At 56.3% G+C, this 25717-nt stretch carries 19 protein-coding genes; 14 read left to right on the forward strand and 5 right to left on the reverse strand.

Features of this window, described 5'->3' with window-relative positions; all coding sequences use genetic code 11:
• Window positions 1–30 precede the first annotated feature (30 nt).
• Window positions 31–930 (reverse strand): methylisocitrate lyase, encoded by a 900-nt coding sequence (gene prpB / locus LNA76_RS12045; protein WP_230019146.1) that lies wholly within the window; start codon window positions 928–930, stop codon window positions 31–33.
• Between the two features lie 254 nt (window positions 931–1184).
• Between prpB and prpR the strand changes: the two genes are divergently transcribed.
• Window positions 1185–3098, forward strand: a complete 1914-nt coding sequence (gene prpR, locus LNA76_RS12050; RefSeq protein ID WP_230019147.1) for a propionate catabolism operon regulatory protein PrpR — start codon at window positions 1185–1187, stop codon at window positions 3096–3098.
• Between the two features lie 45 nt (window positions 3099–3143).
• Here prpR and LNA76_RS12055 read toward each other — a convergent pair whose 3' ends face one another.
• A complete protein-coding gene (locus LNA76_RS12055) occupies window positions 3144–4604 on the reverse strand; it encodes an MFS transporter (protein ID WP_094195944.1) in 1461 nt (486 codons plus the stop codon).
• Between the two features lie 100 nt (window positions 4605–4704).
• Here LNA76_RS12055 and LNA76_RS12060 point away from each other — a divergent pair, with 100 nt between their 5' ends.
• The gene (locus LNA76_RS12060; protein WP_094198282.1) at window positions 4705–5520 is read left to right on the forward strand and encodes a helix-turn-helix transcriptional regulator; all 816 of its coding nucleotides are present in this window, start codon (window positions 4705–4707) and stop codon (window positions 5518–5520) included.
• Window positions 5521–5720: 200 nt separating this feature from the next.
• Here the strand turns inward: LNA76_RS12060 and LNA76_RS12065 are convergent, their stop codons facing one another.
• Entirely contained in the window at window positions 5721–6710 is a 990-nt protein-coding gene (locus LNA76_RS12065) for a malate dehydrogenase (protein WP_022983546.1), read from the reverse strand.
• 289 nt (window positions 6711–6999) lie between these two features.
• Between LNA76_RS12065 and LNA76_RS12070 the strand changes: the two genes are divergently transcribed.
• The 7 genes from LNA76_RS12070 to gltA all read left to right on the forward strand — a co-directional run bounded on the left by LNA76_RS12070 (window position 7000) and on the right by gltA (window position 12783).
• Window positions 7000–7770, forward strand: coding sequence for a GntR family transcriptional regulator (locus LNA76_RS12070; protein WP_094198283.1), 771 nt, complete (start codon window positions 7000–7002; stop codon window positions 7768–7770).
• Window positions 7771–7872: 102 nt separating this feature from the next.
• Complete coding sequence (sdhC, locus tag LNA76_RS12075) at window positions 7873–8286, forward strand: succinate dehydrogenase, cytochrome b556 subunit (RefSeq protein ID WP_094195945.1); 414 nt, start codon at window positions 7873–7875, stop codon at window positions 8284–8286.
• A complete protein-coding gene (gene sdhD, locus LNA76_RS12080; protein ID WP_094195946.1) occupies window positions 8286–8669 on the forward strand; it encodes a succinate dehydrogenase, hydrophobic membrane anchor protein in 384 nt (127 codons plus the stop codon). The genes sdhC and sdhD overlap by 1 nt, the downstream gene beginning before the upstream one ends.
• A 3-nt stretch (window positions 8670–8672) precedes the next feature.
• Window positions 8673–10451 carry a succinate dehydrogenase flavoprotein subunit gene (gene sdhA / locus LNA76_RS12085; RefSeq protein ID WP_094195947.1) on the forward strand — a complete coding sequence of 593 codons (1779 nt, stop codon included), beginning with the start codon at window positions 8673–8675 and terminating at the stop codon, window positions 10449–10451.
• A gap of 13 nt (window positions 10452–10464) precedes the next feature.
• Entirely contained in the window at window positions 10465–11181 is a 717-nt protein-coding gene (locus LNA76_RS12090; RefSeq protein WP_094195948.1) for a succinate dehydrogenase iron-sulfur subunit, read from the forward strand.
• A gap of 18 nt (window positions 11182–11199) precedes the next feature.
• A complete protein-coding gene (locus tag LNA76_RS12095; protein WP_003802528.1) occupies window positions 11200–11460 on the forward strand; it encodes an FAD assembly factor SdhE in 261 nt (86 codons plus the stop codon).
• A gap of 18 nt (window positions 11461–11478) precedes the next feature.
• Complete coding sequence (gene gltA, locus LNA76_RS12100) at window positions 11479–12783, forward strand: citrate synthase (RefSeq protein WP_094195949.1); 1305 nt, start codon at window positions 11479–11481, stop codon at window positions 12781–12783.
• A gap of 178 nt (window positions 12784–12961) precedes the next feature.
• On the opposite strand, the gene lldR is transcribed toward gltA, so the two are convergent.
• Window positions 12962–13741 (reverse strand): transcriptional regulator LldR, encoded by a 780-nt coding sequence (lldR, locus tag LNA76_RS12105; RefSeq protein ID WP_230019148.1) that lies wholly within the window; start codon window positions 13739–13741, stop codon window positions 12962–12964.
• Window positions 13742–13961: 220 nt separating this feature from the next.
• On the opposite strand from lldR, the gene LNA76_RS12110 reads away from it, so the two are divergent.
• Window positions 13962–15725 (forward strand): L-lactate permease, encoded by a 1764-nt coding sequence (locus LNA76_RS12110; RefSeq protein ID WP_094195951.1) that lies wholly within the window; start codon window positions 13962–13964, stop codon window positions 15723–15725.
• A 95-nt stretch (window positions 15726–15820) separates the two neighbouring features.
• Here LNA76_RS12110 and LNA76_RS12115 read toward each other — a convergent pair whose 3' ends face one another.
• Window positions 15821–18115 carry an NADP-dependent malic enzyme gene (locus tag LNA76_RS12115; RefSeq protein ID WP_108727919.1) on the reverse strand — a complete coding sequence of 765 codons (2295 nt, stop codon included), beginning with the start codon at window positions 18113–18115 and terminating at the stop codon, window positions 15821–15823.
• 520 nt (window positions 18116–18635) lie between these two features.
• Between LNA76_RS12115 and LNA76_RS12120 the strand changes: the two genes are divergently transcribed.
• The 4 genes from LNA76_RS12120 (at window position 18636) to zapE (ending at window position 25653) form a co-directional block, all read left to right on the forward strand.
• Window positions 18636–21503, forward strand: coding sequence for a 2-oxoglutarate dehydrogenase E1 component (locus tag LNA76_RS12120; protein WP_108727918.1), 2868 nt, complete (start codon window positions 18636–18638; stop codon window positions 21501–21503).
• A 34-nt stretch (window positions 21504–21537) separates the two neighbouring features.
• Window positions 21538–22755, forward strand: a complete 1218-nt coding sequence (gene odhB / locus LNA76_RS12125) for a 2-oxoglutarate dehydrogenase complex dihydrolipoyllysine-residue succinyltransferase (RefSeq protein ID WP_094195954.1) — start codon at window positions 21538–21540, stop codon at window positions 22753–22755.
• 161 nt (window positions 22756–22916) lie between these two features.
• Entirely contained in the window at window positions 22917–24344 is a 1428-nt protein-coding gene (gene lpdA / locus LNA76_RS12130; RefSeq protein WP_094195955.1) for a dihydrolipoyl dehydrogenase, read from the forward strand.
• Between the two features lie 217 nt (window positions 24345–24561).
• Window positions 24562–25653 (forward strand): cell division protein ZapE, encoded by a 1092-nt coding sequence (gene zapE, locus LNA76_RS12135; RefSeq protein ID WP_162496938.1) that lies wholly within the window; start codon window positions 24562–24564, stop codon window positions 25651–25653.
• Window positions 25654–25717: the final 64 nt, after the last annotated feature.

The following is a 25717-nucleotide window of genomic DNA, read 5'->3' on the forward strand; positions in this document are numbered from 1 at the left end:
TCAAAGGGCCGGGCGGGAGCCTGTGGGGGCTCAGGACTTCTTGTTTTTCTGGAACAGTTTGTCGAGGCTTTGCTCGTAAGCATGGTAGCCGATACGATCGTACAGTTCTTCACGAGTCTGCATCAAATCGATGACATTTTTTTGATGTCCGTCACGACGGATCGCCTGGTAGACAGTTTCGGCGGCCTTGTTCATGGCGCGGAAGGCGGACAGGGGGTAGAGCACCATGGCCACATTGGCCGAAGCCAGTTCTTGCACGGTGAACAAGGGGGTTTGACCGAACTCGGTAATGTTGGCCAGCACAGGCACATCCAGCGTTTCGGTAAAGCGGCGGTATGTGTCCAGGTCGTAGCAGGCTTCAGCAAAAATGCCGTCTGCACCCGCTTGCACGCAAGCCTGGGCACGCTCCAGGGCGGCGTCCACACCTTCAACCGCAATCGCGTCGGTACGAGCCATGATGAAAAATTCTGGGTCGGTACGGGCGTCAACAGCGGCCTTTACACGGTCTGCCATTTCGCCGGTACTGACGATTTCTTTGCCGGGGCGGTGACCGCAACGCTTGGCACCCACCTGGTCCTCGATGTGGCAAGCGGCGGCGCCGAACTTGATCAGGCTTTTGATCGTGCGGGCGATGTTAAAGGCCGAAGCACCAAAGCCGGTATCAATGTCCACCATCAATGGCAGATCGCATACATCGGTGATGCGGCGAATGTCAGTCAGCACGTCATCCAGGGTGTTGATGCCCAGGTCAGGCAAGCCCAAAGAGCCAGCCGCTACACCGCCACCCGACAAGTAGATGGCGCGGTAGCCGGCGCGTTGGGCCAACAAAGCGTGGTTGGCGTTGATGGCGCCGATGATTTGCAAAGGCTGTTCTTCACGCAGGGCCTGGCGAAAACGGGCGCCTGCCGATGTCAGTTGGTTTTGGCTCATTTGGGGCTCCAGATCACAAGATAAGAAAATGTCGTCAGCGTGATGCTGCGATGGGTTGTTGCTACTAAAGCAAATGCTGTGCCAAGTTCAGCCGGTGAAGATGATGAAAGCTCTGAAGCCAGACGAGGCGGGAATGTCTTGATCGCTCGCAGGTGTCCCTCTTTTTTGCAAATACGGTATTTCATTGTTTTGTGTTTCAATATTGAAACGTAATTTGAAACAATGTCGCATTGTTGATGCCTGGGTGAAATCACATGCCTTATCCTTCCCCCCTTCCTGCTCGGCTGCGTCTGGTGGCTTTTGGCCTGCATGGACTGCGTTCTCTCTTGGAAGAGTTGGTGCCGCAGTTCCGCGCCCAGGCCGAAATCCTGATCGTGGACAAAGCCTATGGCGAGGCTGTGCAAGCCGTGCAGGTTTTGCGACAAACCGGTGCAATCGACGTTCTGGTGTCCGCTGGTTCCAACGGCAGTTATTTGCGTGAGCATCTGGACTTGCCGGTGGTGCTGGTGCATCCGGGTGGCTTTGACATTATGGGCAGTCTGGCCTCGGCACAGGCCGAGCGTAAAGCCGTGGTGACCTATGGCGAAATGCCGCTGGAACTAATGGAGTTCGTGCAGCGTTTTGATCTGCCCGTGGAGCTACGCAGCTATCGCAGCGAGGCTGATGCACGTAGCTGTGTTCAGGATTTGAAAGAGCTGGGCGTGGAGTGGGTGCTGGCCCCCGGTCTGGTGGTGGATCTGGCGCGTGAGAATCAAATGGAGGGCGTGCTGCTGTATTCACAAGGAGCCGTTCGCCAGGCGCTGGAATCCGCTATCGAACTGGCCCGTGTTGCGCGCGCTGAAGCGGCCCGTCGGGATCGCTTGAATACGATTCTGGCGCAGTTGCGTGACGGTGTGGTGTCAGTGGACAGGGACGAGCGGATTGAAACCGTTAACCCGGCCATGGAGGCCTGGTTGGGCCAACCCGCCCAAGCCGTGATTGGCCGCCGCTTGGGCTCCTTGTACCCCGAACTGGATCTGGCCGGTACGCTGCGCAGCCTGGAAGTGCAACTGGATACGGTGCAGCAAGTGGCTGGTCGCACCGCGATTGTGACCCGTATGCCGATTTTGGAGCAGGGGCGCTTGAGCGGGGCCGTGCTGCTATGCCAGGACCCGGCTGCGATTCAGCGATTGGACCGCAGTTTGCGTTCACGCAGTCAGCAAGTGGCATCGCGTCATGCCCGGTACGAGTTATCCGATCTGGTGGGGCAAAGTTCGCCCATGTACAAGCTGCGTGCCCAGGCTCAGGCGTGTGCACAAAGCACGGCGACCACCCTGATTATCGGCGAGAGTGGTACAGGTAAGGAGCTGCTGGCTCAAGGGATTCATAGTGCCAGTGCCAGACGCGCACAGCCCTTTGTAGCGGTGAACTGTGCCGCTTTCCCCGACAGCCTGCTGGAAAGCGAGCTGTTCGGCTATGTAGAAGGCGCATTTACAGGCTCCAGCCGGGGCGGCAAAGTCGGGCTGGTAGAAGCGGCTCACACTGGCACCCTGTTTCTGGACGAGATCGGGGAAATGCCCTTGCCCTTGCAAACTCGTTTGCTGCGTGTGCTGCAAGAAAAAGAAGTCCTGCGTATTGGGGCGATTGAACCCACGCCGGTGGATGTACGTGTGATTGCGGCCACTCACCGGGATCTGGCCGCGCAAGTTAAAGAAGGCGTGTTCCGTCAGGACCTGTTTTATCGTTTGAATATTCTGGTGCTGCGTTTGCCGCCCTTGCGTCAGCGTACCCAGGATTTGCCGGAACTGGTGGAGCATCTCTTGGCAAAAGTGGCCCAGCGTCTGGGTGGGGCTGTAACACTGAATCCGGATTGGCTGGCTGAGTTGTTGGAGCTGGGTCGTCACTACTCCTGGCCCGGCAATATCCGCGAGCTGGAAAACCTGATCGAACGTTTGATGGTCCTGGGCACAGTGCAAGGCGATCAGGCTGTGGTGCTGGAAGATATTGCGCCGGAGTTGCGGGCGGTGGTGGCCGAGCCTGCCATGCCAGCGCTGCGCGATCAGCAAGAGCGCAGCGAACAGGAGCATCTGGCCAAGGTGCTGGAAGAGTGTGGTGGGAATCGCGCCCTGGCCGCCCAGCAACTAGGGATCAGTCGCAGCACTTTGTGGCGGAAGTTGCGCAAAATGTGATGTCGGCCCCTGTGTGCCAGAGGGGGGGGCACAGAAGGCCGTTTTTTAGGTCTGTTGCGCGTCTTGATGAGCCCTGCTTAAAGCCAGTAATAGAAGACTGATCAGTACGGAGGCCAGCAGGTTGTAGCTCAGGCCGATTACAAAGGCAGAGGCATATTGTTCCGCCTGGGATGAGGCAGCGCTGCTAGCGTTTTGTCCTGCATTAAAGAGTAGTCCAACGACGGCAACCCCAAGGGCGGCTCCCACCTGCTGGATGCTGGAAATGACGCCTGATGCCATGCCTGCCTGGGCCTCGTTTACAAAACCCAGAACCAGATTCAACAAGGGGGTCATGATCAAACCTTGGCAGGCTCCTAAAAAAATTAAGGCCGGAATCAGGTGGACAGGTTCTGTCTGTGCGCCTGCCCAGGCAACTTGGCCGATCAGCCAGGCAAACGAGACGGCGTAGCCAGCAGCGCCAAGCGTAATCACACGGGTGCCGTAGCGTGTAACAAGTCGTGGTGCACTGAGAGAGGCTGCAACAAAGCCCACGCTGGCGGGGGCGAAAATACTGCCCGCGTGGAACGGACTTAAGCCCAGCCCACTTTGCAGTAAAAGAGCAAAGCAGAGAAAGAAAGAGCTGGCGGTGGAGTACACCAACAAGACCAGTAGGGCTCCCAAGGCAAAACGGGGCTGTGCCAGAAGCTGCATATCCACCAAGGGTGGGTGTCCTGCGCATCGGCGCCTTTCTTGTTGCTTGTAAAAAATGACGAATAACAAGCCGGCTGCGGCCAGAGCGGCTAGGCTGGAGACAGGCCAGCCGTGCTCCGAACTTTGGATCAGGGGGATCAGTAGCAGGCCCAGGGCAAGGCTGATCAGGACTACGCCTGTACTATCTAGCCCTTGGCCGTGCGGGGCTCGGGTTTCAGGGATATAGCGGGCCAAGGCAATGGCCAGCAGCCCTATGGGGATATTGATCAGGAAAATGCTGCGCCAACCCAGGCCGAACAGGTCGGCATGAATTAGCCAGCCTCCCAGTATTTGCCCGGCAATGGCGGCTAGCCCCAGGGTCATGCCCAGCAAGCCAAAGGCGCGGCGGCTGTGATCTCCCTCAAAGTTGACCCGAATGGAAGCATAGACCTGGGGAAAGAGTAGGGCGGCAGCCAGGCCCTGCAATACCCTGGCGATGATCAATAAAAAAGCGGTGGGTGCCAGACCGCATAGGGCCGACGCCAGCGTAAAACTCGCCATGCCGATGATAAAGAGTCTGCGTCGGCCAAATAGATCGCCCAGCCGTCCGCCTGTAATGAGCAGCACGCCAAAAGCCAGTTCGTAGCCCGCCACGATAAAGCCGATCTGGCTAAAGCTGGCGCCCAGTTGGCTCTGAATATTGGGGATAGCGACATTGACGACGAATAGATCAAAAATGGTGACGAAGCCCGCCAGAAGTAATACCGACAGGCCCAGCCAGGCAGGAGTGTGGGAGGCGCCGGAGGGGGAGTGTGGAGAGTGAGTCTTGGAGTTCATGATGTGTGCTTCAGGTAAAAACCTGTGTATTCTTGAACTCTTTTTAAGCCATTACAATTTAACTGCTTATGCTATTACTGAAAGCAATGGGGTTCTGGTCATGAGAACGCTGGAACGAACGCGCCCGGACCTGTCAGCCTTTTTGCGGGCTTGTCGTGAACGGCTTTTGCCCGAGGAGGTGGGCTTGCCCAGCGGCGGGCGCCGTCGGACTCCGGGGCTGCGTCGTGAGGAAGTCGCCGCGTTGGCAGGGGTCGGGCTGACCTGGTACACCTGGCTGGAACAAGGGCGTGATATCGGAGTGTCGGCCCGCTTTTTGGATAATCTGGCTCGTGTCTTGAAACTGGACGCCGCCGAACGGCGCCACTTGTTTTTGCTGGCGCATGAGCGCCTGCCTGCCGAGCCAGGAGTCACCTGGTGTGTTTTGCCGCCCTTGGTGCGACGCTTGATGCATGATTTGCCTCATCCAGCGTTTGTTTTGAATCTGCGCTGGGATGTCCTGGGTTCTAATTCTTTGGCCGATGAGGTGCTGGGCTTGGGGGCGTATCCGCAGGGGCAGCGCAATCTGCTGTGGCAGATGTTTACGAACCCCGCTTTGCACGCACGCTTTGTACCCTGGGAGGCACAGGCTTTGGCGATGTTGTCTAGTTTTCGCCGCGATTTTGCCCGCGCAACGGAAGGCACGGATATTCATGAGCTGGCCGATGAGCTCAAGCGTGTGTCACCCGAGTTCAAAATGGGATGGGAGCAGCATGATGTGCAGCCGCCTTGCGGTGGACGGCTTTGCTTGACGGTGCAAGGAGAGCGGCGCGAGTTTGAGCAAACCTCGCTCATCATTGATGAGAGCCGCCATTTGCGTCTGGTGGTGTATGTACCCGCTTTGCAGGACGGTAAAGGCGATGGAAGCGGTCCAGGCTAGTGTTGTATAGGGCTTGTAAAGTGCAAGCCGTAAGTGCTCAGTCGTGCTCTGATAGTGATGGCAGGGCACTGACCGTACGTGCCGGGTTTCAAGCACTTGGCACCAAGGACTTGGCATCGAGCATCAGATAGCGGGCAGCAGGCATCAGGCAAAAAAAATCCCCGCCGATCAGGCGGGGATTGCAGACACTGACGGCTTAATTAGCCCAGCAGGTCTTTCACACCGTCACGCTCTTCCAGCAGCTCGTTCAGGGTGTGGTCCATGCGCTCACGCGAGAAGGCGTCGATTTCCAGACCTTCAACACGCTTGTACTCACCGTTTTCGGTGGTGACAGGGACGCCGTAGATGATGCCTTCAGGAATACCGTAGGAGCCGTCCGAAGGAACACCCATGGTGACCCATTTGCCGTTGGAGCCCAGGACCCAGTCACGCACGTGGTCGATGGCCGCGTTGGCAGCCGAAGCAGCCGAGGACAGGCCACGGGCTTCGATAATGGCAGCGCCGCGTTTGCCCACGGTGGGGATGAAGGTTTCGCGGTTCCAGGCCTGATCGTTGATGATGGCGTCAATCTTCTCACCGTTCACCGTGGCAAAGCGGGTGTCAGGGTACATGGTGGGCGAGTGGTTGCCCCAAACAATCAGGTTTTCGATGTCAGCAACAGCCTTGCCGGATTTGGTGGCCAACTGCGACAGGGCGCGGTTGTGGTCCAGACGCAGCATGGCGGTGAAGTTCTTCGCTGGCAGATCAGGAGCGGACTTCATGGCGATGTAGGCGTTGGTGTTGGCAGGGTTGCCGACAACCAGAACCTTGACGTCGCGGCTGGCCACTTTGTTCAGGGCACGGCCTTGGGCGGTGAAGATCTGGGCGTTGAAGGCCAGCAGGTCTTTGCGCTCCATACCTGGGCCGCGAGGACGGGCACCGACCAGCAGGGCGATATCAGCATCTTTGAATGCGGTTTCAGGGTCGCTGTGGGCGGACATGCCTTGCAGCAGCGGGAAGGCGCAATCGTCCAGTTCCATCATGACGCCCTTCAGGGCCTTTTGGGCTTTCTCGTCGGCGAGTTCCAGCAACTGCAAGATTACAGGCTGGTCTTTGCCCAGCATTTCGCCAGAAGCGATGCGAAACAGCAGGGCGTAGCCAATCTGGCCAGCAGCGCCGGTAACGGCGACGCGCATTGCGGGTTTGGACATGAGAGTGAGACTCCGTTTTTGGGTTTGAAGACGGTGACGAAAAACACAGTTTAAATCTTTTGCAGACCGGACGGCTGGCGTGGAAAATGGTTTTTCGCAAGAGGAAAAGCCTCTTTTTTCACTGCGCAGACTAGACCAAAACGATAGCGGCGTCAAACGTCTTATATCTTATATAAGACATAAGAGCGTTAGACATTCGGGGCCGGTCATGCGAAAATTAGTGCACTGTCTATTTTATGAACAAATGCGCGCTGCAGGCTGTATTGATCGCGCATTTTTTATGAGCCTCATGTCTGATAACGTGCCGCCGCTACGCGCCCAGGAAATCGAAAAATCCGCTCCTAGCGCGGCCTATAGCCCTCTGTACCAACAGATTAAGGCTTTGTTGCTGCAGGGGCTGGATCGTGGCGAATGGAAGCCCGGCGAGGCCATCCCCAGCGAGCTGGAGCTGGCCGCCCGTTTTCAGGTCAGCCAAGGGACGGTACGCAAGGCCATTGACGAATTGGCGGCTGACAATCTCCTGATTCGTCGCCAGGGCAAGGGTACTTTTGTGGCCACCCATCACGAGGCCCGCGTGCGCTTTCGCTTTTTGCGCCTGGCCCCGGACGATGGCAAACCCGTTGCTTCCCAAAGCCGTATTCTGGATGTCCGCCGCATGAAAGCGCCCACGGATGTGGCTGTGCTGCTGGATTTGCGCACCTCCGATATGGTGGTGAACCTGCGTCGTGTCCTGTCCTTTGATCAGGCCCCGACTATTTTTGACGATATCTGGCTTCCCGGCTCTGTCTTTAAGGGGCTGACCCTGGAAGCTGTTGAGCAGAACAGGGGGCCGATGTATGCCTGGTTCGAGAGCAAGTTTGGCGTGAGCATGGTGCGCGCCGATGAAAAGATTGGTGCTGTCAGTGCGACCGCAGAGGCCGCCTCGGTCCTGCAGGTCGCTGTCGGCTCGCCGCTCCTGCACGTGGAACGCGTGTCCTATACCTATGGTGATCGACCGATGGAATTGCGCCGGGGTTTGTACCTGACCGAGCGCTTTCATTACCGAAACACGCTTAGCTAGTTCGGCGGCATACGGTATTTGATACTGCACCGTAGTGTCAAATAGGTGAAAATACCAAGGTTAAAAATTTTATGACTTTTTTTTATCTACTTCGAGGCCATCATGTCTGATACCGCACCCAAGCAGCGTCCGCAGTATCGCAATGTCAGCTTGCCGCAGATATTGAGCTACCGCATGCCCCTGGCTGCAAAATCGTCGATTTTGCATCGTGTCAGTGGTGCATTGCTGTTTCTTTGCCTGCCGCTCGTTTTATTGCCACTGTTCTCTTTGAGCGTCAGCTCTCCAGAGTCTTTCGAGACCTTGCGCAGCTACGTCGACAACCCTGTCTGTAAGCTGATTCTTCTGGTCCTCATCTGGGGTTACCTGCACCACTTCTGTGCCGGTATCCGCTATCTGACCTTGGACCTGCACCTGGGTAACGACAAAGAGTCCGCCAAGAAATCGGCCGGTCTGGTGTTCGGGGTTAGCTTGGCGCTGACCGTTGTGTTTGGTTTGAAACTGTTTGGGGTGTGGTAATGGCTAATCGTGAGCGCATTGGCGTAAACCGCCTGGTAGTGGGTGCCCACTACGGTACCTTGGACTTTCTGGCGCAGCGTGTCACCGCAGTCATCATGGCCATCTACACCGTGGTCATCATCGGCGGCATTCTGTTTAGCAGTGAACTGAATTTCGAGACCTGGCGCGGCCTGTTCTCGTTCACGGTCGGCTCCCTGCCTCTGGGTCAGTTGCTGGCAACCTTGTTCTTTCTGTCCTTGTCCTGGCACGCCTGGATCGGTGTGCGTGACATCTGGATGGATTACGTCAAGCCCGCTGGCCTGCGCTTGTTTCTGCAAGTGTTGACCTTGCTGTGGCTGGTCGCCAGTGTCGTCTTTTTTGCAAAAATTATCTGGAGTCTCTAAACCGTGGCTTCCATCACAAAATCTTTGCCCCGCCGTCAGTTTGACGTAGTGGTGGTCGGTGCCGGTGGCGCCGGTATGCGTTGTTCCCTGCAATTGGCTCAGGCCGGCTTGTCCGTTGCCGTGCTCAGCAAGGTGTTCCCAACCCGCTCCCACACCGTGGCGGCTCAAGGTGGTGTCAGTGCCTCTTTGGGTAACATGAGCGAGGACCACTGGTACTGGCACATGTACGACACCGTTAAGGGTTCGGACTGGCTGGGCGACCAAGACGCCATCGAATTCATGTGCCGTGAAGCTCCTCACGCTGTGTACGAGCTCGAGCACTTCGGTATGCCGTTTGACCGTAACCAGGACGGTACGATTTACCAGCGTCCATTTGGTGGTCACACTGCCAACTTCGGTGAAAAACCGGTTCAACGTGCCTGTGCCGCTGCTGACCGTACCGGTCACGCCATGTTGCACACCCTGTATCAGCGTAACGTGGCTGCCCGTACCCAGTTCTTCGTGGAATGGATGGCGCTGGATCTGCTGCGTAACGAAGCTGGCGACGTTCTGGGCGTGACCGCTCTGGAAATGGAAACCGGCGAAATCTACATTCTGGAAGGCAAGCGCGTGGTGCTGGCGACCGGTGGCGCTGGCCGTATCTGGGCGGCTTCCACCAACGCTTTCATCAACACCGGTGACGGCCTGGGTATGGCTGCTCGTGCCGGCCTGCCTTTGCAAGACATGGAATTCTGGCAATTCCACCCCACTGGCGTTGCCGGTGCTGGTGTGCTGATTACCGAAGGTGTGCGTGGTGAAGGCGGTATCTTGCTGAACAAAGACGGCGAGCGCTTCATGGAGCGTTACGCTCCCACCCTGAAAGACTTGGCCCCACGTGACTTCGTGTCCCGTTCCATGGACCAGGAAATCAAGGAAGGCCGCGGTTGTGGCGATGGCAGCTACGTGGTTCTGAAACTGGATCACTTGGGTGCCGACGTCATCAAGAAACGTCTGCCCTCGATTCGCGAAATCGCGATCAAGTTCGGTAATGTGGACCCCATCAAAGACCCGATCCCCGTGGTTCCAACCATCCACTACCAGATGGGCGGTATCCCCACGAACTATTACGGTCAGGTTGTAACCCAGACACCTACAGGCGAGAGCAAGATCGTCAACGGTCTGTACGCTATCGGTGAATGTGCCGCGACTTCCGTGCACGGTGCCAACCGTCTGGGTACGAACTCCCTGCTGGACCTGATCGTGTTCGGTCGTGCTGCGGGCAACCATATTGTGGATTCGCACCCCGAGAAAGATCACTCCCACCAGGAAATCAACGAGTCCTCTATCGAGTTCTCGCTGGAGCGCGTCAACCGTCTGGAGTCCCGTACGTCGGGCGAAAAGGCGCAGGACGTGGGCAACAAGATCCGTGTGGCCATGCAGGCCCACTGCGGCGTGTTCCGTACTCTGGATCTGCTGCACAAGGGGGTCGACCAGATCGATTCCCTGGTTCCCGAAGTCAAGGATATCTACTTCAAAGACAAGTCCAAGGTGTTCAATACCGCCCGTATTGAAGCGCTGGAAGTGGCCAACATGATCGAAGTGGCTCGTGCTACGACGAAGTCGGCCGCCAATCGTACGGAAAGTCGCGGTGCTCATGCCCTGAACGACCACCCAGAACGTGACGACGAAAACTGGCTGCGTCACACCTTGTGGTTCTCGGAAGGCAGCCGTCTGGAGTACAAGCCTGTCCAGATGAAGCCTCTGACAGCCGAAACGATTCCGCCCAAGGCCCGGACTTTCTAAGCAGGATACTGACATGAGCCAAAAACGTAAGGTCAAATTTGAAATCTATCGCTACGATCCTGATAAGGACGAGCGTCCCTACATGCAGAAAATCGAAGTCGAGCTGGAACCTACCGACAAGATGCTGCTCGATGCGATCCTGCGCATTAAAAACGACATGGACGACAGCCTGGCGCTGCGTCGCTCCTGCCGTGAAGGTGTGTGCGGTTCCGATGCCATGAACATCAATGGCAAGAACGGTCTGGCCTGCACCACCAACATGCGCGACTTGAAAGAACCTGTGGTCTTGCGCCCACTGCCAGGTCTGCCGGTTATCCGTGACCTGATCGTGGACATGACCCACTTTTTCGATCAGTACCATTCGGTCAAGCCGTTCCTGATCAACGATGCGCCTCCTCCAGAGAAAGAGCGTTTGCAAACGCCTGAAGCCCGTGAGGAGCTTGATGGTCTGTACGAGTGCATTCTGTGCGCCTGCTGCTCGACCTCTTGCCCATCGTTCTGGTGGAATCCTGACAAGTTCGTCGGTCCTGCTGGTTTGTTGCAAGCCTATCGTTTCATTGCTGACTCGCGTGACGAAGCAACGGGTGAGCGTCTGGATAATCTGGAAGATCCATACCGCTTGTTCCGCTGCCACACGATCATGAATTGCACGGACGTCTGTCCAAAAGGACTGAACCCATCGCATGCCATCGGCAAGATCAAAGAAATGCTGGTGCGTCGCGGTATCTAAAAAGGTGGGTATGTACCGATGAGAACATTGACGGAATTGGAGCGTGCGCGCCTGCGTTGGCGTGCGCGCCGGGGCTTGCTTGAAAACGACTTGATGATCACCCGTTTTCTGGATCAATACGAAAACGAGCTGACTGATCAGGACGTCTCGGCCCTGACCCGCTTGTTCGAAATGGACGATACAGTTTTGCTGGATGTCCTTCTGGCTCGCTCCGAGCCAGAAGGGCAGTACGCCACACCGGACATTCAGCGACTAGTAGACATTATGCGAAAGCTATAACCATTGAGGAAAAAAGTGATGGAATTGTCAGATAAAAAAGCCACGCTATCCTTCTCCGACGGTAGCCCTTCGGTTGAGTTCCCTGTACACAAGGGCACCGTAGGTCCGGACGTGATCGATATCCGTAAGCTCTACGGTCAGACAGGTATGTTTACCTATGACCCCGGCTTTATGGCAACGGCGGCTTGCGAATCCGGTATCACCTACATTGATGGCGACAAAGGCCAGTTGATGTACCGTGGTTACCCGATCGACCAGTTGGCACAAAAGTGCGATTTCATGGATGTGTGCTACCTGATCCTGAACGGCGACTTGCCAAACGCAGATCAGAAGCAGGAGTTTGATTCCCTGGTCACGAACCACACCATGGTTCAGGAACAGATGCAGCATTTCCTGCGTGGCTTCCGTCCGGACGCTCACCCCATGGCAATACTGACTGGCCTGGTCGGTGCCCTGTCGGCGTTCTACCATGACTCCACAGACATCACCAATCCTCATCACCGTCATGTGTCGGCTATCCGCTTGATCGCCAAGCTGCCTACTTTGGTTGCGATGGCGTACAAGTATTCTTTGGGACAGCCTTTCATCTATCCCAAGAATGATTTGTCCTACACCGGCAACTTCTTGCGCATGATGTTCGCTACCCCTTGCGAAGATTACAAGGTCAACGAAGTGGTTGAGCGTGCTCTGGATCGTATCTTCATCCTGCATGCAGATCACGAGCAAAACGCCTCGACTTCCACCGTGCGTCTGTGCGGTTCGTCTGGCACCAATCCTTTCGCTGCGATTGCTGCGGGTGTTGCCTGCTTGTGGGGTCCTGCCCACGGTGGTGCAAACGAAGCTTGCCTGAACATGCTCGAAGAGTTGCAAGCCAACGGCGGCATCGACAAGGTTGGCGAGTTCATGGAGAAGGTCAAGGACAAGAACTCGGGCGTTCGCTTGATGGGCTTTGGTCACCGTGTCTACAAGAACTACGACCCACGCGCCAAGCTGATGCAAGAGACTTGCAAGGAAGTTCTGGAGGCCCTGGGCCTGGAGAACGATCCTCTGTTCAAACTGGCCATGGAACTGGAGCGTATTGCTCTGGAAGATCCGTACTTCGTCGAACGCAAGCTGTACCCCAACGTAGACTTCTACTCGGGTATTGTTCAGCGTGCTATTGGTATTCCAACATCCTTGTTCACCGCTATCTTCGCCCTGGCTCGTACCGTAGGCTGGATCGCTCAGTGGAACGAAATGTTGTCCGATCCAGATTACAAGATCGGTCGTCCACGTCAGCTGTACGTGGGCCCAACCCAGCGCGACGTACCTGATCAGCGTTAATCACGGTGGGCTCAGAGGCCTGGATCAATCCAGGTATCAGTAGTCATTGTGCTAACTGAGCCCCTGGTTTTACGCAAGTGCACCAATATGTGGTGCACTTTTTTTTCGCCCTTTTTTTCTTTATCGGGGCACTGTTCAGACATGCTCTTGATACAACGAATCCAGTACAGACCAGGGTTCAGGGCTGCAGGAGCTGGTGGTTGAAACGGGAGAGCCGCTGCTCGCGGGCACTATTTTCTTCCGACTGCCGGACTTTGGCCTGCACATGATCCAGATGCCTGTTGATCTGGTCTCGGGCCAGATCAGCATTGCCTTCCAAAATAGCGTTCATTACGGCTTCATGCTGTTGGGTCAGTATCTCTACTTCGCGTGCATTGTCGAACTCGAACATGGCACGGCGGTTTTCCTTGACGGTGGAAAAGACCAGTTGGAACAAGCCATTCATGATCTGCAAGAGCACCACGTTGTGAGAGGCTTGGGCAATCGCCAAGTGAAAATGTGCATCAGCGCGGGCTGATAGCTCGGTATCCTGATTTTGTTGGTGCTCAACCATGATGTCAAAGCACTGCTTGATCCGTTTTTTATCCTCTTGTGTGGCCCGCATGGCAGCGTGCCAAACCGTACTGGCCTCCAAGGCTCGCCGTGCCTCCAGCACATCGTAGCGATACAAGGGGTCCTGGCTAAGGAGCTGCTCCAAAGGAGCGATGGCTTGGGCGGGCCAATTGATCAAGTCGCTTTTCTGCACGAAGGTGCCGCCTCCTCGACGCGTAAACAAGACACCCTGTGAACTGAGTGTGCGTAGCGCTTCCCGTATGGGTACGCGGGACACATTCAGTTGGTCGGCTAACTGGCGCTCGGAGGGAATCCGGTCACCAGGCTGCAGTTGCTCTTGCTGGATGAGCTGGATAATTTTTTCCGTAATCTGGTCTGAGAGACGTGTTTTAGCGTGTGTAGTCATAAATCAATTCTAAGTGGTAAGACCAATTATTGTTTTTAGTGCCAGTATAGGGGTGAAAAAGGCTAAAAATATCAGGGTTTATGCCGGTAAATAAAAAGTGGTAATACCTCTATCATTCTCCAAGCGACAACAAGAGGGGGGCTGCACCAAGCCGAGGATGACACCATGGTCTTAGGGCGCTTTCCACACAACGTGCGATCGATACGAAGGAGAACTGGAGATGAATCTTTTATACACCCTGATGGCCCTGGCGCCATTGTTGGTTGTGTTTTTGTTGATGGTGGTGCTGGGGCGCTCGGCGAAACTGTCTATGGGTACGGCCTATATTGTGACAGCCTTGCTGGCTTTGTTCGCGTGGGGCAGCCAGGCCGAGGTTGTTGCTGCAGCCACGCTCAACGGGGTGATGATCGCTCTGACCTTGCTGTTCATTGTCTTTGGAGCCATCCTGCTGCTGAACACCCTCAAGGTGGGCGGCGCGCTAGCAGCCATTCGCCAGGGCTTTATGGATATTTCACCTGACCGTCGTGTGCAGGTCATTATTGTGGCGTGGTTATTTGGATCCCTGATTGAGGGTTCATCGGGTTTTGGAACACCGTCTGCTGTCGGTGCCCCTTTGCTGCTGGCTTTGGGATTTCCCGCGATGGCGGCCGTGATGTCGGTTCTGGTCATTCAGTCCACACCGGTTTCGTTTGGCGCGGTTGGCACACCCATGCTGGTCGGTGTGCGCTCGGGGGTCGATAACAAGCTTGATGTAGCCGCGGCCATCGCTCCTATGCAGCCGATGGAGTATTTGCAGCAGATTGTCGAGAACGTGGCACTGATTCATGCCTTGACCGGCTTTGTGATTCCTTTGTTACTGTGCGGCTTGTTGACGCGTTTCTTTGGTGAGCGTCGGTCCTTCGCGGAAGGCTTGGGCGCATGGAAATTTGCCTTGTTTGCCGGCGTGGCCTTCACTGTTCCTTATTACTTGATCGCAGTGGTTTTGGGGCCAGAGTTTCCGTCCATGCTGGGCGCGATGGTAGGGCTGGTGATTGTCGTGACGGCAGCACGCAAGGGCTGGTTTGCGCCATCCAAGACCTTTGACTTCCCCGATCGCAGTCAGTGGCCTTCCCATTGGCTGGGCACGGTTGCCATGGACAATGTTGAAAGCAAGCAGACGTTTTCTGTGCTGCGAGCCTTCTCGCCCTATGTGCTGGTTGTGTTGCTGCTGATTTTTACCCGGACTGTCCCTGCTGTGAAAGCCTGGTTGACCGGTCCGTCTGCGACGATCAAGATTGAAGCGTTGTTTGGTACGAATATTACAACGTCGGTACAGTTGTTGTTTTCACCAGGTGCGATCTTGATTCTGGTGTCCCTGGCATGTATCGCCATCTTTCGCATGAATGGACAGCAGTATATGCAAGGGGTCACGCAATCGCTGCGCACCATGGGCAGTGCTGCGCCTGCCTTGTTGCTGGCTGTGCCTATGGTGCAAGTGTTCATCAATTCGGCTGCTGCCGATGGCTCGATTGCCAGCATGCCCTTGGTCCTGGCCCAAGGTGCGGCTGCTGCTGCCGGTCAAGCGTGGCCAACGATTTCACCCTGGGTAGGTGGCTTGGGGGCCTTTATCGCTGGCTCTAATACGGTCAGCAATATGATGTTCTCGTACTTCCAGTTCTCGACAGCCCAGCAAATTGGTTTGAGTGTGGATCAGTCTGCCATCGTTGTGGCCCTGCAAGCAGTCGGCGGCGCGGCTGGCAATATGATTTGTGTGCATAACGTCGTGGCGGCGGGCGCCGTGGTTGGCATGTTGGGACGAGAAGGGGAAATTGTGCGCAAGACCCTGATTCCCATGGTTTATTACGTTATTCAGGCCGGCTTGATTGGGCAGGCTTTGATTACAGGTGCCGTAGGTTGGTGGCTGGCTGCCGCTGTTTTTCTGGCCGTGACCATCGGTGGTTTGAGCTTGTCTCGGGGCCGTCAAATGGCTCCGGCGATGGCGTAACGCGAGCGCCTGTCGTACATAACAGGGCTTGAATAAGGAATAAAAAACCGGATGTCGCTTTATGCGACATCCGGTTTTTTTATAGCTAAACAGGATTAGCTGTTTTGCTGGGCTTCTTGCTGGGCATCCACAACAGCCAGGGCTGTCATGTTGATGATGCGACGCACCGTGGCGCTGGTGGTCAGGATGTGGATGGGGCGAGCTGCACCCAGCAGGATGGGGCCCATGGCCACACCGTTGCTACCGGTCATCTTCAGCATGTTGTAGGTGATGTTGCCGGCGTCCAGGTTAGGCGTGATCAGCAGGTTGGCCGAACCGCGCAGCGTGCTGTCGGGGAAGGCTTTCAGGCGGATCTTCTCGGACAAGGCGGAGTCAGCGTGCATTTCGCCGTCCACTTCCAGGTCGGGAGCGCGTTCAGCCAGGATCTGACGAGCCTTGGCCATCTTGCGCGAGGACTCGGTCTGGCGGCTGCCAAAGTTCGAGTGCGACAAGAGCGCAACGCGAGGCACCACGCCAAAACGGCGAACTTCCTCAGCAGCCTGGATCGTCATGTCGGCGATTTGCTCGGCTGTAGGGTTCTCGTTCACGTGGGTGTCGCACACAAACAGGGTTTGTGTAGGCAGCATCAGCACGTTCATGGCTGCGAAGGTTTGGGCTTCTTTTTTCAGACCAATGACTTGTTCGACATAGTTCAGTTGGCTGTCGTAGTTGCTGGCCACGCCGCAGATCATGCCGTCGGCGTCACCGCGTTGCAGCAGCATCACGCCGATCAGCGAGTTGTGCTTGCGAATCATGGCCTTGGCGATGTCTGGAGTGACGCCTTCACGTGCTTTGAGCTTGTAGTAGGCGGTCCAGGTTTCGGTGAAGCGATCGTCGTCTTCCGGGTCCACGATTTGCACGTTCTTGCCCGCTTCCAGGCGCAGGCCTGCTTTCTTGACGCGCATGTCGATCACGCTGGGGCGGCCAACCAAAATTGGCTGAGCCAGCTTTTCGTCCACCACGGTTTGCACGGCACGCAATACGCGCTCGTCTTCGCCGTCAGCGTAAATGATGCGCTTGGGCGCGGCCTTGGCCTGCATGTACAACGGACGCATCAGCGGGCCGGTGTGGTAGGTCATGGCGATCAGTTTCTGACGGTAGGCATCCATGTCTTCGATAGGACGGGCGGCAACGCCGGAGTCCATCGCCGCTTGGGCCACGGCCGGAGCGATCTGAACGATCAGACGGGAATCAAACGGTTTGGGGATGATGTACTCAGGACCAAAACGCAGATCTTCGCCGCCGTAAGCGGTTGCCATATCGTCGCTTTGCTCGACCTGGGCCAGCTCGGCAATGGCTTTCACGCAAGCCAGCTTCATTTCCTCGTTGATCACGCTGGCACCAACGTCCAGGGCACCACGGAAGATGAAGGGAAAGCACAGCACGTTGTTGACCTGGTTCGGGTAGTCCGAACGGCCGGTCGCGATGATGCAGTCAGGGCGGGCAGCCTTGGCCACTTCAGGGCGAATTTCAGGCTCGGGGTTGGCCAGGGCCAGAATCAGCGGCTTGTCGGCCATGGTCTTGACCATATCGGCGCTCAGAACGCCAGGAGCCGAGCAACCCAGGAACACGTCAGCATCCACCATGGCATCGGCCAGCGTGCGGGCATCGGTTTCTTGAGCGTAACGAGCCTTGTTGGGCTCCATGTTTTCGTCGCGACCTTTCCAGATGATGCCGCGCGAGTCAGCCACGAAAATGTTGCTTTGTTTCACGCCCAGGGCCACCAGCAGGTCCAGGCAGGCAATGGCAGCAGCGCCCGCACCCGAGCAAACCAGCTTGATGTCGGCGATGCTCTTGTTGACGACCTTCAGGCCGTTCAGGACAGCGGAGGACGAGATGATGGCTGTACCGTGCTGGTCGTCGTGGAACACGGGAATGCTCATGCGCTCGCGCAGCTTCTTCTCAATATAGAAGCACTCGGGGGCCTTGATATCTTCCAGGTTCACACCACCGAGGGTGGGCTCCAGCGCAGCAATGATGTCGACCAGCTTGTCCGGATCGGTTTCATTCAGCTCGATATCGAACACATCGATGCCAGCGAATTTCTTGAACAGGCAGCCTTTGCCTTCCATGACGGGCTTGGCGGCCAGCGGGCCGATATTGCCCAGACCCAGCACGGCGGTACCGTTGGTGACCACGGCAACCAGGTTGGCGCGCGAGGTGTACTTGGCGGCGGCTTCTTCGCCTTCGGCGTGGATGGCCATGCAAGCAGATGCGACGCCGGGGGAGTAGGCTAGCGAGAGGTCATCTTGATTGGCTAGGGTCTTGGTGGGGACCACCGAGATTTTCCCGGGCGTGGGATACGCGTGATAGTCCAGCGCAAGTTTGGCCAGATCGGCGTTGGCATCCATGTTGGTAAAGCTCCTGATAGGATTTTCTAGTGTAAAAGTGAATCTAATTTATAAGAAATACAGTCACCAGGTAGGTGCTGATTTGTTATAGACAGCATATGTGATGGCAACGCTGGCTGCCTGCCTCAAGGTGACCAAGGGCAGGCAGGGCTCAGTTTGGTGGAAAAGGGGCCCGCGAAGCGCGTACTTGCTGCACCCGTTTAGCATATCGGAATTTTTCCTTCATGTGGGGCGGGCCAGAGGTGTCAATCATGATTTGAGGCGCTTCTTTTGTAAGAATTCGCCCCTGTGATAGATCGATGTGTTTGTTAATGCCAACGGTCTGATGTAGTCCCTAAGCATTTTAGATGTCATTAATTGCGCCTTTTGTGTGCGGCGTTATACTAGATCGATACGGCTTGTATAAGGCGTCCTACGTTGCCTTCTGCTCCTGCTATCCGCTAACCGGCGAGGTCCGTGTCGCGGAAGGTTTTCCTGCATCTCAACACGAGTGAAACACTCGGATAGGTGAAGCGTAATAATGTCATCGCAAAAAGAACTGCTCAGTAACTCTTATCTGTTCGGGAGCAATGCTCCTTACGTCGAAGAACTCTACGAGTCCTACCTCGACAACCCAGGCTCTGTCGCCGACCAATGGCGCGAGTACTTCGATCAACTACAGCATCAGCCAGCTACTGACGGCCGCGACAGCACCCGCGATCAAGCTCACGCGCCTATTGTCGAGTCCTTCGCCCAACGAGCCAAAGCCAATGCCTTCCTGACCAGCGCGCAAGCACCGGACCTGACGGTTGCCATGAAGCAAGTGTCGATTCAGTCCATGATTGCTGCTTACCGCTCCCTGGGTGCACGCATTGCTGATCTGGATCCTCTGAAGCGCTCCGAACGCCCCAGCATCCCTGAACTGGACCCTGCTTTCTACGGCTTGACCGAAGCAGATCTGGACCAGGTCTACTCCGCCACCAACACCTACTTCACCAAAGCCGACACCATGACGCTGCGCGACATGCTCAAGGCCTTGCGTGACACGTATTCCCGTTCGGTGGGCGCAGAGTTCATGTATATCACCGACCCGGTGGTCAAGCGTTGGATCCAGCAGCGCCTGGAATCAGTGCATGGCACAGGCTCTTTCAACGTTGAGCAAAAACGCAATATCTTGAAGCAGCTGACCGAGGCCGAAGGCCTGGAGCGCTTCCTGCACACCAAATACGTAGGTCAGAAACGCTTCTCCCTGGAAGGGGGTGAAAGCTTCATCGCTTGTATGGATGAAGTCGTCAACCACGCAGGCGAGAACGGCGTTCAGGAAATCATCGTGGGTATGGCTCACCGTGGTCGTCTGAACATGTTGGTCAACATCATGGGCAAAATGCCCGGTGATCTGTTTGCCGAATTTGAAGGCCGTCACGCTGAAGGTCTGACCGACGGCGACGTGAAATACCACAACGGTTTCTCCAGTGACTTGTCCACCCGTGGCGGTCCGGTTCACTTGTCCTTGGCCTTTAACCCCTCCCACCTGGAAATTGTTAACCCAGTGGTCGAAGGTTCGGTTCGTGCCCGTCAGGATCGTCGTAGCGACGAGGACGGCAGCCAGGTTCTGCCTGTGCTGGTTCACGGCGACGCGGCTTTTGCCGGTCAGGGTGTGGTCATGGAAACACTGAACCTGGCCCAGACCCGTGGCTACGGTACCGGTGGCACGCTGCACATCGTGATTAACAACCAGATCGGTTTCACCACCTCTGACCCACGCGATACACGTTCCACACTGTATTGCACGGATGTGGTCAAGATGATTGAAGCCCCTGTCTTCCACGTCAACGGCGACGATCCGGAAGCCGTGGTGTTCGTGACTCAGCTGGCTCTGGATTTCCGCCGCGAGTTCAAGCACGACGTCGTGGTTGATATCGTCTGCTTCCGTAAACTGGGCCACAACGAGCAAGACACTCCCTCGATGACCCAGCCGCTGATGTACAAGAAAATTGGTCAGCACAACGGTACGCGCAAGCTGTACGCCGACAAGCTGGTTGCTCAAGGCATTCTGTCCGAGAACGAGCCCGAAGATCTGGTCAAGAGCTACCGTCAATTGATGGAAGACGGCAAGCGCACGGTTGAACCTGTTCTGACAGACTACAAGAACAAGTACGCCACCGACTGGTCCGCTTTCCTGGGCGCCAAATGGACTGACCAGGCTGACACCGCCTTGCCGATGTCCGAGCTGACACGCATCGGTGAAAAACTGACTACCGTGCCAGAGGGCTTTACTGTTCACCCACTGGTTAACCGCATGCTGAACGATCGTCGTGCCATGGCACGCGGTGAAGCTCAAGTGGACTGGGGCATGGGCGAGCACTTGGCCTTTGCAACCTTGGTGAACAATGGCTACGCCATCCGTATTACCGGCCAGGACTCGGGCCGTGGTACGTTCACGCACCGTCACGCTGTGCTGCACGATCAAAAACGTGAGCGCTGGAACGACGGTACCTACATTCCTTTGCAAAACGTCTCCGAAGGTCAAGCCACCTTCACGGTGATCGACTCGGTCTTGTCCGAAGAAGCCGTGCTGGCCTTTGAATACGGTTATGCTTCGGCAGAACCTAATATTTTGACTATCTGGGAAGCCCAGTTCGGCGACTTTGCCAACGGTGCCCAGGTTGTTATTGACCAGTTCATTACGTCGGGTGAAGCCAAGTGGGGCCGTCATTGCGGTCTGACTCTGATGCTGCCACACGGCTACGAAGGTCAGGGTCCTGAGCACTCCTCGGCCCGTATCGAGCGTTTCTTGCAACTGTGCGCAGACAACAATATCCAGGTTGTTCAGCCCACCAACGGCGCCCAGATCTTCCACGTTCTGCGTCGTCAGATGATCCGTCCTTTCCGCAAGCCCTTGGTCATCATGACGCCCAAGTCCTTGCTGCGTAATAAAGATGCTACTTCGCCCTTGAGCGATCTGGCTGAAGGCCACTTCATGCCTGTGATCGGTGAAACGGATCAGGCGATTGATGCAGCCGCTGTCAAACGTGTTCTGGCTTGCTCGGGCAAGGTTTACTACGATCTGGTGAACCACCGCAAAGAGCTGGAGCGCAACGATATTGCCATTATCCGTGTGGAGCAGTTGTATCCATTTGCCCACAAAGCCTTCCAGGCTGAGCTGGCCAAGTACAGCAACGCCAAGGAAGTTATCTGGGTTCAGGACGAACCTCAAAACCAAGGTGCATGGTTCTACGTTCAGCATCACATCTACGAGAACATGACCGAAGGTCAGAAGTTGGGTTACGCCGGCCGCGCCGCGTCCGCTTCGCCCGCTGTTGGTTACCTGGCCAAACACCAGGAACAGCACAAAGCACTGCTGGAGCAGGCTTTCGGCGCTCGCAAAGGCTTCATGCTGACCAAATAACGCACCCCAAATTTTAAATACGGAAAATATAATCATGGCAATTACTGACGTTCTGGTTCCCCAACTTTCTGAATCCATCTCCGAAGCAACCTTGTTGGAGTGGAAAAAACAACCTGGCGAAATGGTTCAGGCTGATGAAATCCTGATCGAAGTCGAAACCGACAAGGTTGTCCTGGAAGTTCCCGCTCCTGCCTCGGGCGTGCTGAGCGAAATCGTCAAGGCCAACGGCAGCACCGTTACCTCCGGCGACGTGCTGGCTCGTATCGACTCCGAAGGCAAGGCCAGCGCTGCTGCTCCTGCCGCTGCCGCTGAAGAAGCTGCTCCTGCGGCTGCCCCAGCCGCTGCTGCTCCTGCCGCCAGCTCCGCCGCTTCCTCGGTTGCTTCGCCTGCCGCTGCCAAGATCCTGGCTGAGAAAGGTGTGGAAGCCAGCTCCGTGGAAGGTTCCGGTCGTGGCGGTCGCATCACCAAGGGTGACGCTCTGGAAGCCAACGCCGCTGCTGCCAGCAAGCCTGCTGCCGCTCCTGTTGCTCCTGCTACGTTGTCCCTGGACGGCCGCCCAGAGCAGCGCGTGCCCATGAGCCGTCTGCGTGCTCGTATCGCCGAGCGTTTGCTGCAATCGCAATCCGAAAACGCCATGCTGACCACGTTCAACGAAGTGAACATGCAAGCGGTGCTGGATTTGCGCAAGAAGTACAAGGATCAGTTCGAGAAAGAGCACGGCGTCAAGCTGGGCTTCATGTCCTTCTTCGTGAAAGCCGCTGTGGCCGCTTTGAAGAAATACCCCGTGCTGAACGCTTCGGTCGATGGCAAAGACGTGATCTACCACGGTTACTTCGACATCGGTGTGGCCGTTGGTAGCCCACGCGGTCTGGTGGTGCCTATCCTGCGTAACGCTGATCAAATGTCGATTGCTGACATCGAAAAGCAAATCGCTGACTTCGGTGCCCGTGCTCGCGACGGTAAACTGACCCTGGAAGAAATGACAGGCGGTACCTTCTCGATCTCCAACGGTGGTGTGTTCGGCTCCATGCTGTCCACCCCGATCATCAACCCACCTCAGTCCGCCATTCTGGGCATTCACGCCACCAAGGACCGTGCTGTGGTTGAGAACGGTCAGATCGTGGTTCGCCCCATGAACTACCTGGCTATGTCCTACGATCACCGCATCATCGACGGCCGCGAAGCCGTTCTGGGTCTGGTAGCCATGAAAGAAGCGCTGGAAGATCCTCAGCGTTTGTTGCTGAACGTCTAAGCACGTGGTCGTTTCAGTCTAGTATGTTTACGGCCAAGTGCTTGTTTCTAAGCCTTGGCCGGCTTTGTTTAAGGCCCTGGGGGCGGGTTTACACCGCCTGATTCTTTCCCGCCTGACTTCTGGACGGTCCAGTCTGCCTTTTTCACATTTATGGAATTTTTATGGCTAAGCAATTTGATGTTGTTGTAATTGGTGCCGGCCCTGGTGGCTACATCGCCGCTATCCGTGCTGCTCAACTGGGTATGAGCGTCGCTTGCGTGGACGCCTGGTCCACCGCTGAAGGCAAACCTGCTCCTGGCGGTACATGCACCAACGTAGGTTGCATTCCTTCCAAAGCCTTGTTGCAGTCGTCCGAGCACTTCGAGCATGCCAATCTACATCTGGCCGAGCACGGCGTGGATGTCAAAGGTGTGTCACTGAACCTGGACAAGCTGGTCGGTCGCAAAGACGTCGTCGTCAAGCAAAACAACGACGGTATCTTGTACCTGTTCAAAAAGAACAAAGTTAACTTCTTCCACGGTACCGCCTCCTTTGGCGGCAAGGTTGACGGCGGCTGGTCGGTGAACGTGGCCGGTGCCAACGCCGAAGAGCTGGTTGCCAAGAACGTCATCATCGCTACGGGTAGTTCGGCTCGTGCCTTGCCGGGCGCCGAGTTCGACGAAGAGCAGATTCTGTCCAACGACGGCGCTCTGCGTCTGCCCAAGGTTCCCAAGAAGCTGGCCGTTATCGGCGCCGGTGTGATTGGTCTGGAACTGGGTAGCGTGTGGCGTCGCCTGGGTGCCGAAGTCACTATTCTGGAAGGGGCTCCCGAGTTCCTGTCCGCTGTGGATCGCGATGTTGCCAAGGAAGCCCTGAAAGCGTTCACCAAGCAAGGTCTGAAGATCAATGTGGGCGTGAAAGTTGGCGAAATCAAAAAGACGGCCAAACAGGTCACCATCAATTACGTGGACGCCGCTGGTGCCGAGCACAAGCTGGAAGCCGACAAGCTGATCGTCTCCATTGGCCGTGTGCCTAATACCGCTGGTCTGGGTGCAGATACTATTGGTCTGAAACTGGATGAGCGTGGTTTCGTGGTTGTGGACGACGATTGCGCCACCAGCCTGCCAGGTATCTGGGCGGTGGGTGACGTGGTCCGTGGCCCTATGCTGGCCCACAAAGCCGAAGAAGAAGGTGTGGCGGTGGCCGAGCGTCTGGCTGGTCAGCAACCTCACGTCAACTTCGATACCGTGCCTTGGGTTATCTACACCTCCCCCGAAATTGCTTGGGTTGGCAAAACCGAGCAGCAGTTGAAAACCGAAGGCCGTGCATACCGTGCGGGCAGCTTCCCCTTCCTGGCCAACGGCCGTGCCCGCGCACTGGGTGACACCACCGGCTTTGTGAAGGTTCTGGCTGATGCCAAGACTGACGAAGTCCTGGGCGTACATTTTGTGGGCCCTGTGGCTTCTGAGCTGGTGGCTGAAGCCGTAGCAATCATGGAATTCCGTGGCGCGTCTGAAGATATCGCCCGTATTTGCCATGCTCACCCAACCCTGTCCGAAGCCCTGAAAGAAGCGGCCTTGGCAGTGGACAAACGCGCTCTGAACTTCTGATAGACTTTCAGGGTGTTGTTGGAAAAGGGCGGGCACAGGCTCGCCCTTTTTTTCGTCACGAAAGGCTGATCAAAGCAGTCTGTACAGGCTGTGATGCGTGAGATAATTGACCGCGCAGTATGCTCAGGCCCTGCATCAAAAGCAGTACTGCTGTGGACCGCAGTGCATGCTGGCAGACCACCACCTGTCCTGGACAGGTTCTTTTATTTTCAGTGATATGAATGTTCGCGAGTATTACCATCAGGCTTTAGCGGAAAAAGGCTATCGTGCCGACCAGGCACAGGAGCAAGCTATAGACCGGTTGCAACGCTATTACGACGAGTGGGTGGAGTTTCGCAAAATGCGCTCCGGTGCCTTGCGTCGTATGTTTTCCCGCCCGGAAGTGCCGCGTGGTGTGTACCTGTGGGGTGGCGTAGGGCGCGGCAAGAGCTTCCTGATGGACGCCTTCTACCTGACGGTGCCACTCAAGCGCAAAACCCGGATTCACTTCCACGAGTTCATGCGCGGCGTACACAAGGAGCTGAATCAGGTCAAAGGCATGAGCGACCCATTGGATGAGGTCGCCAAGCGTATCGCCAAGCGTTATCGTCTGATCTGTTTTGACGAGTTCCATGTCTCGGATGTGGCCGATGCCATGATTCTGTACAAGCTGTTGCTGGGCCTGTTCGAGCGCGGTACGTCCTTTGTGATGACGTCCAACTACGAGCCCTCCACGCTGTATCCGGAAGGTTTGCATCGCGACCGCATTTTGCCCGCCATTGCGCTGATCCAGAAGAATATGGACATCATGAACGTGGACACCGGTGTGGATTACCGCCGCCGTGCGCTGGAGCAGGTGAAAACCTATCTGACGCCATTGGGGCCAGAGACCACCGCCGAGCTGCAATCCATGTTTACGGCCTTATCGGACACCGCCCCCCAAGAGCCTGTACTTAGCATCGAGAATCGTGATGTGAAAGCGGTGGCCTTGTCAGGCTCGGCTGTGTGGTTTGATTTCGAGACCCTGTGCGTTAGCGCACGTTCGCAGAACGATTATCTGGAACTGGCCAACCGTTTCCAGACCGTGATCCTGTCCGACGTTCCCCGTATGACAGCCCGTGATGCTTCTGCTGCACGGCGCTTCACCTGGCTGGTGGACGTTTTTTACGATCACAAAGTCAAATTTATTATGTCCGCGGCGGTGCCCGAGGAAGAGTTGTATGTAGATGGCCCCATGGCCAATGAGTTCCACCGTACTGTCTCGCGGTTGATGGAAATGCAATCGCGCGAGTACCTGGAGTCAGAACGGCGCCAGGCAGTTATTTTGTAGGTCTTGGGCGCGGCCGGTGGCCAATGCACCTGATACCTGACCCTGACACGTAGTTTTATAAGCG

This window comes from Alcaligenes sp. MMA (assembly GCF_020907215.1).
Taxonomy (GTDB): domain Bacteria; phylum Pseudomonadota; class Gammaproteobacteria; order Burkholderiales; family Burkholderiaceae_B; genus Alcaligenes; species Alcaligenes aquatilis.

What these genes read in the sequence shown, in the direction of transcription:
- prpB (WP_230019146.1), bottom strand. Translation starts at nt 930, where the DNA reads ATGAGCCAAAACCAACTGACATCGGCAGGCGCCCGTTTTCGCCAGGCC.
- prpR (WP_230019147.1), top strand. Translation starts at nt 1,185, where the DNA reads ATGCCTTATCCTTCCCCCCTTCCTGCTCGGCTGCGTCTGGTGGCTTTT.
- LNA76_RS12055 (WP_094195944.1), bottom strand. Translation starts at nt 4,604, where the DNA reads ATGAACTCCAAGACTCACTCTCCACACTCCCCCTCCGGCGCCTCCCAC.
- LNA76_RS12060 (WP_094198282.1), top strand. Translation starts at nt 4,705, where the DNA reads ATGAGAACGCTGGAACGAACGCGCCCGGACCTGTCAGCCTTTTTGCGG.
- LNA76_RS12065 (WP_022983546.1), bottom strand. Translation starts at nt 6,710, where the DNA reads ATGTCCAAACCCGCAATGCGCGTCGCCGTTACCGGCGCTGCTGGCCAG.
- LNA76_RS12070 (WP_094198283.1), top strand. Translation starts at nt 7,000, where the DNA reads ATGTCTGATAACGTGCCGCCGCTACGCGCCCAGGAAATCGAAAAATCC.
- sdhC (WP_094195945.1), top strand. Translation starts at nt 7,873, where the DNA reads ATGTCTGATACCGCACCCAAGCAGCGTCCGCAGTATCGCAATGTCAGC.
- sdhD (WP_094195946.1), top strand. Translation starts at nt 8,286, where the DNA reads ATGGCTAATCGTGAGCGCATTGGCGTAAACCGCCTGGTAGTGGGTGCC.
- LNA76_RS12090 (WP_094195948.1), top strand. Translation starts at nt 10,465, where the DNA reads ATGAGCCAAAAACGTAAGGTCAAATTTGAAATCTATCGCTACGATCCT.
- LNA76_RS12095 (WP_003802528.1), top strand. Translation starts at nt 11,200, where the DNA reads ATGAGAACATTGACGGAATTGGAGCGTGCGCGCCTGCGTTGGCGTGCG.
- gltA (WP_094195949.1), top strand. Translation starts at nt 11,479, where the DNA reads ATGGAATTGTCAGATAAAAAAGCCACGCTATCCTTCTCCGACGGTAGC.
- lldR (WP_230019148.1), bottom strand. Translation starts at nt 13,741, where the DNA reads ATGACTACACACGCTAAAACACGTCTCTCAGACCAGATTACGGAAAAA.
- LNA76_RS12110 (WP_094195951.1), top strand. Translation starts at nt 13,962, where the DNA reads ATGAATCTTTTATACACCCTGATGGCCCTGGCGCCATTGTTGGTTGTG.
- LNA76_RS12115 (WP_108727919.1), bottom strand. Translation starts at nt 18,115, where the DNA reads ATGGATGCCAACGCCGATCTGGCCAAACTTGCGCTGGACTATCACGCG.
- LNA76_RS12120 (WP_108727918.1), top strand. Translation starts at nt 18,636, where the DNA reads ATGTCATCGCAAAAAGAACTGCTCAGTAACTCTTATCTGTTCGGGAGC.
- odhB (WP_094195954.1), top strand. Translation starts at nt 21,538, where the DNA reads ATGGCAATTACTGACGTTCTGGTTCCCCAACTTTCTGAATCCATCTCC.
- lpdA (WP_094195955.1), top strand. Translation starts at nt 22,917, where the DNA reads ATGGCTAAGCAATTTGATGTTGTTGTAATTGGTGCCGGCCCTGGTGGC.
- zapE (WP_162496938.1), top strand. Translation starts at nt 24,562, where the DNA reads ATGAATGTTCGCGAGTATTACCATCAGGCTTTAGCGGAAAAAGGCTAT.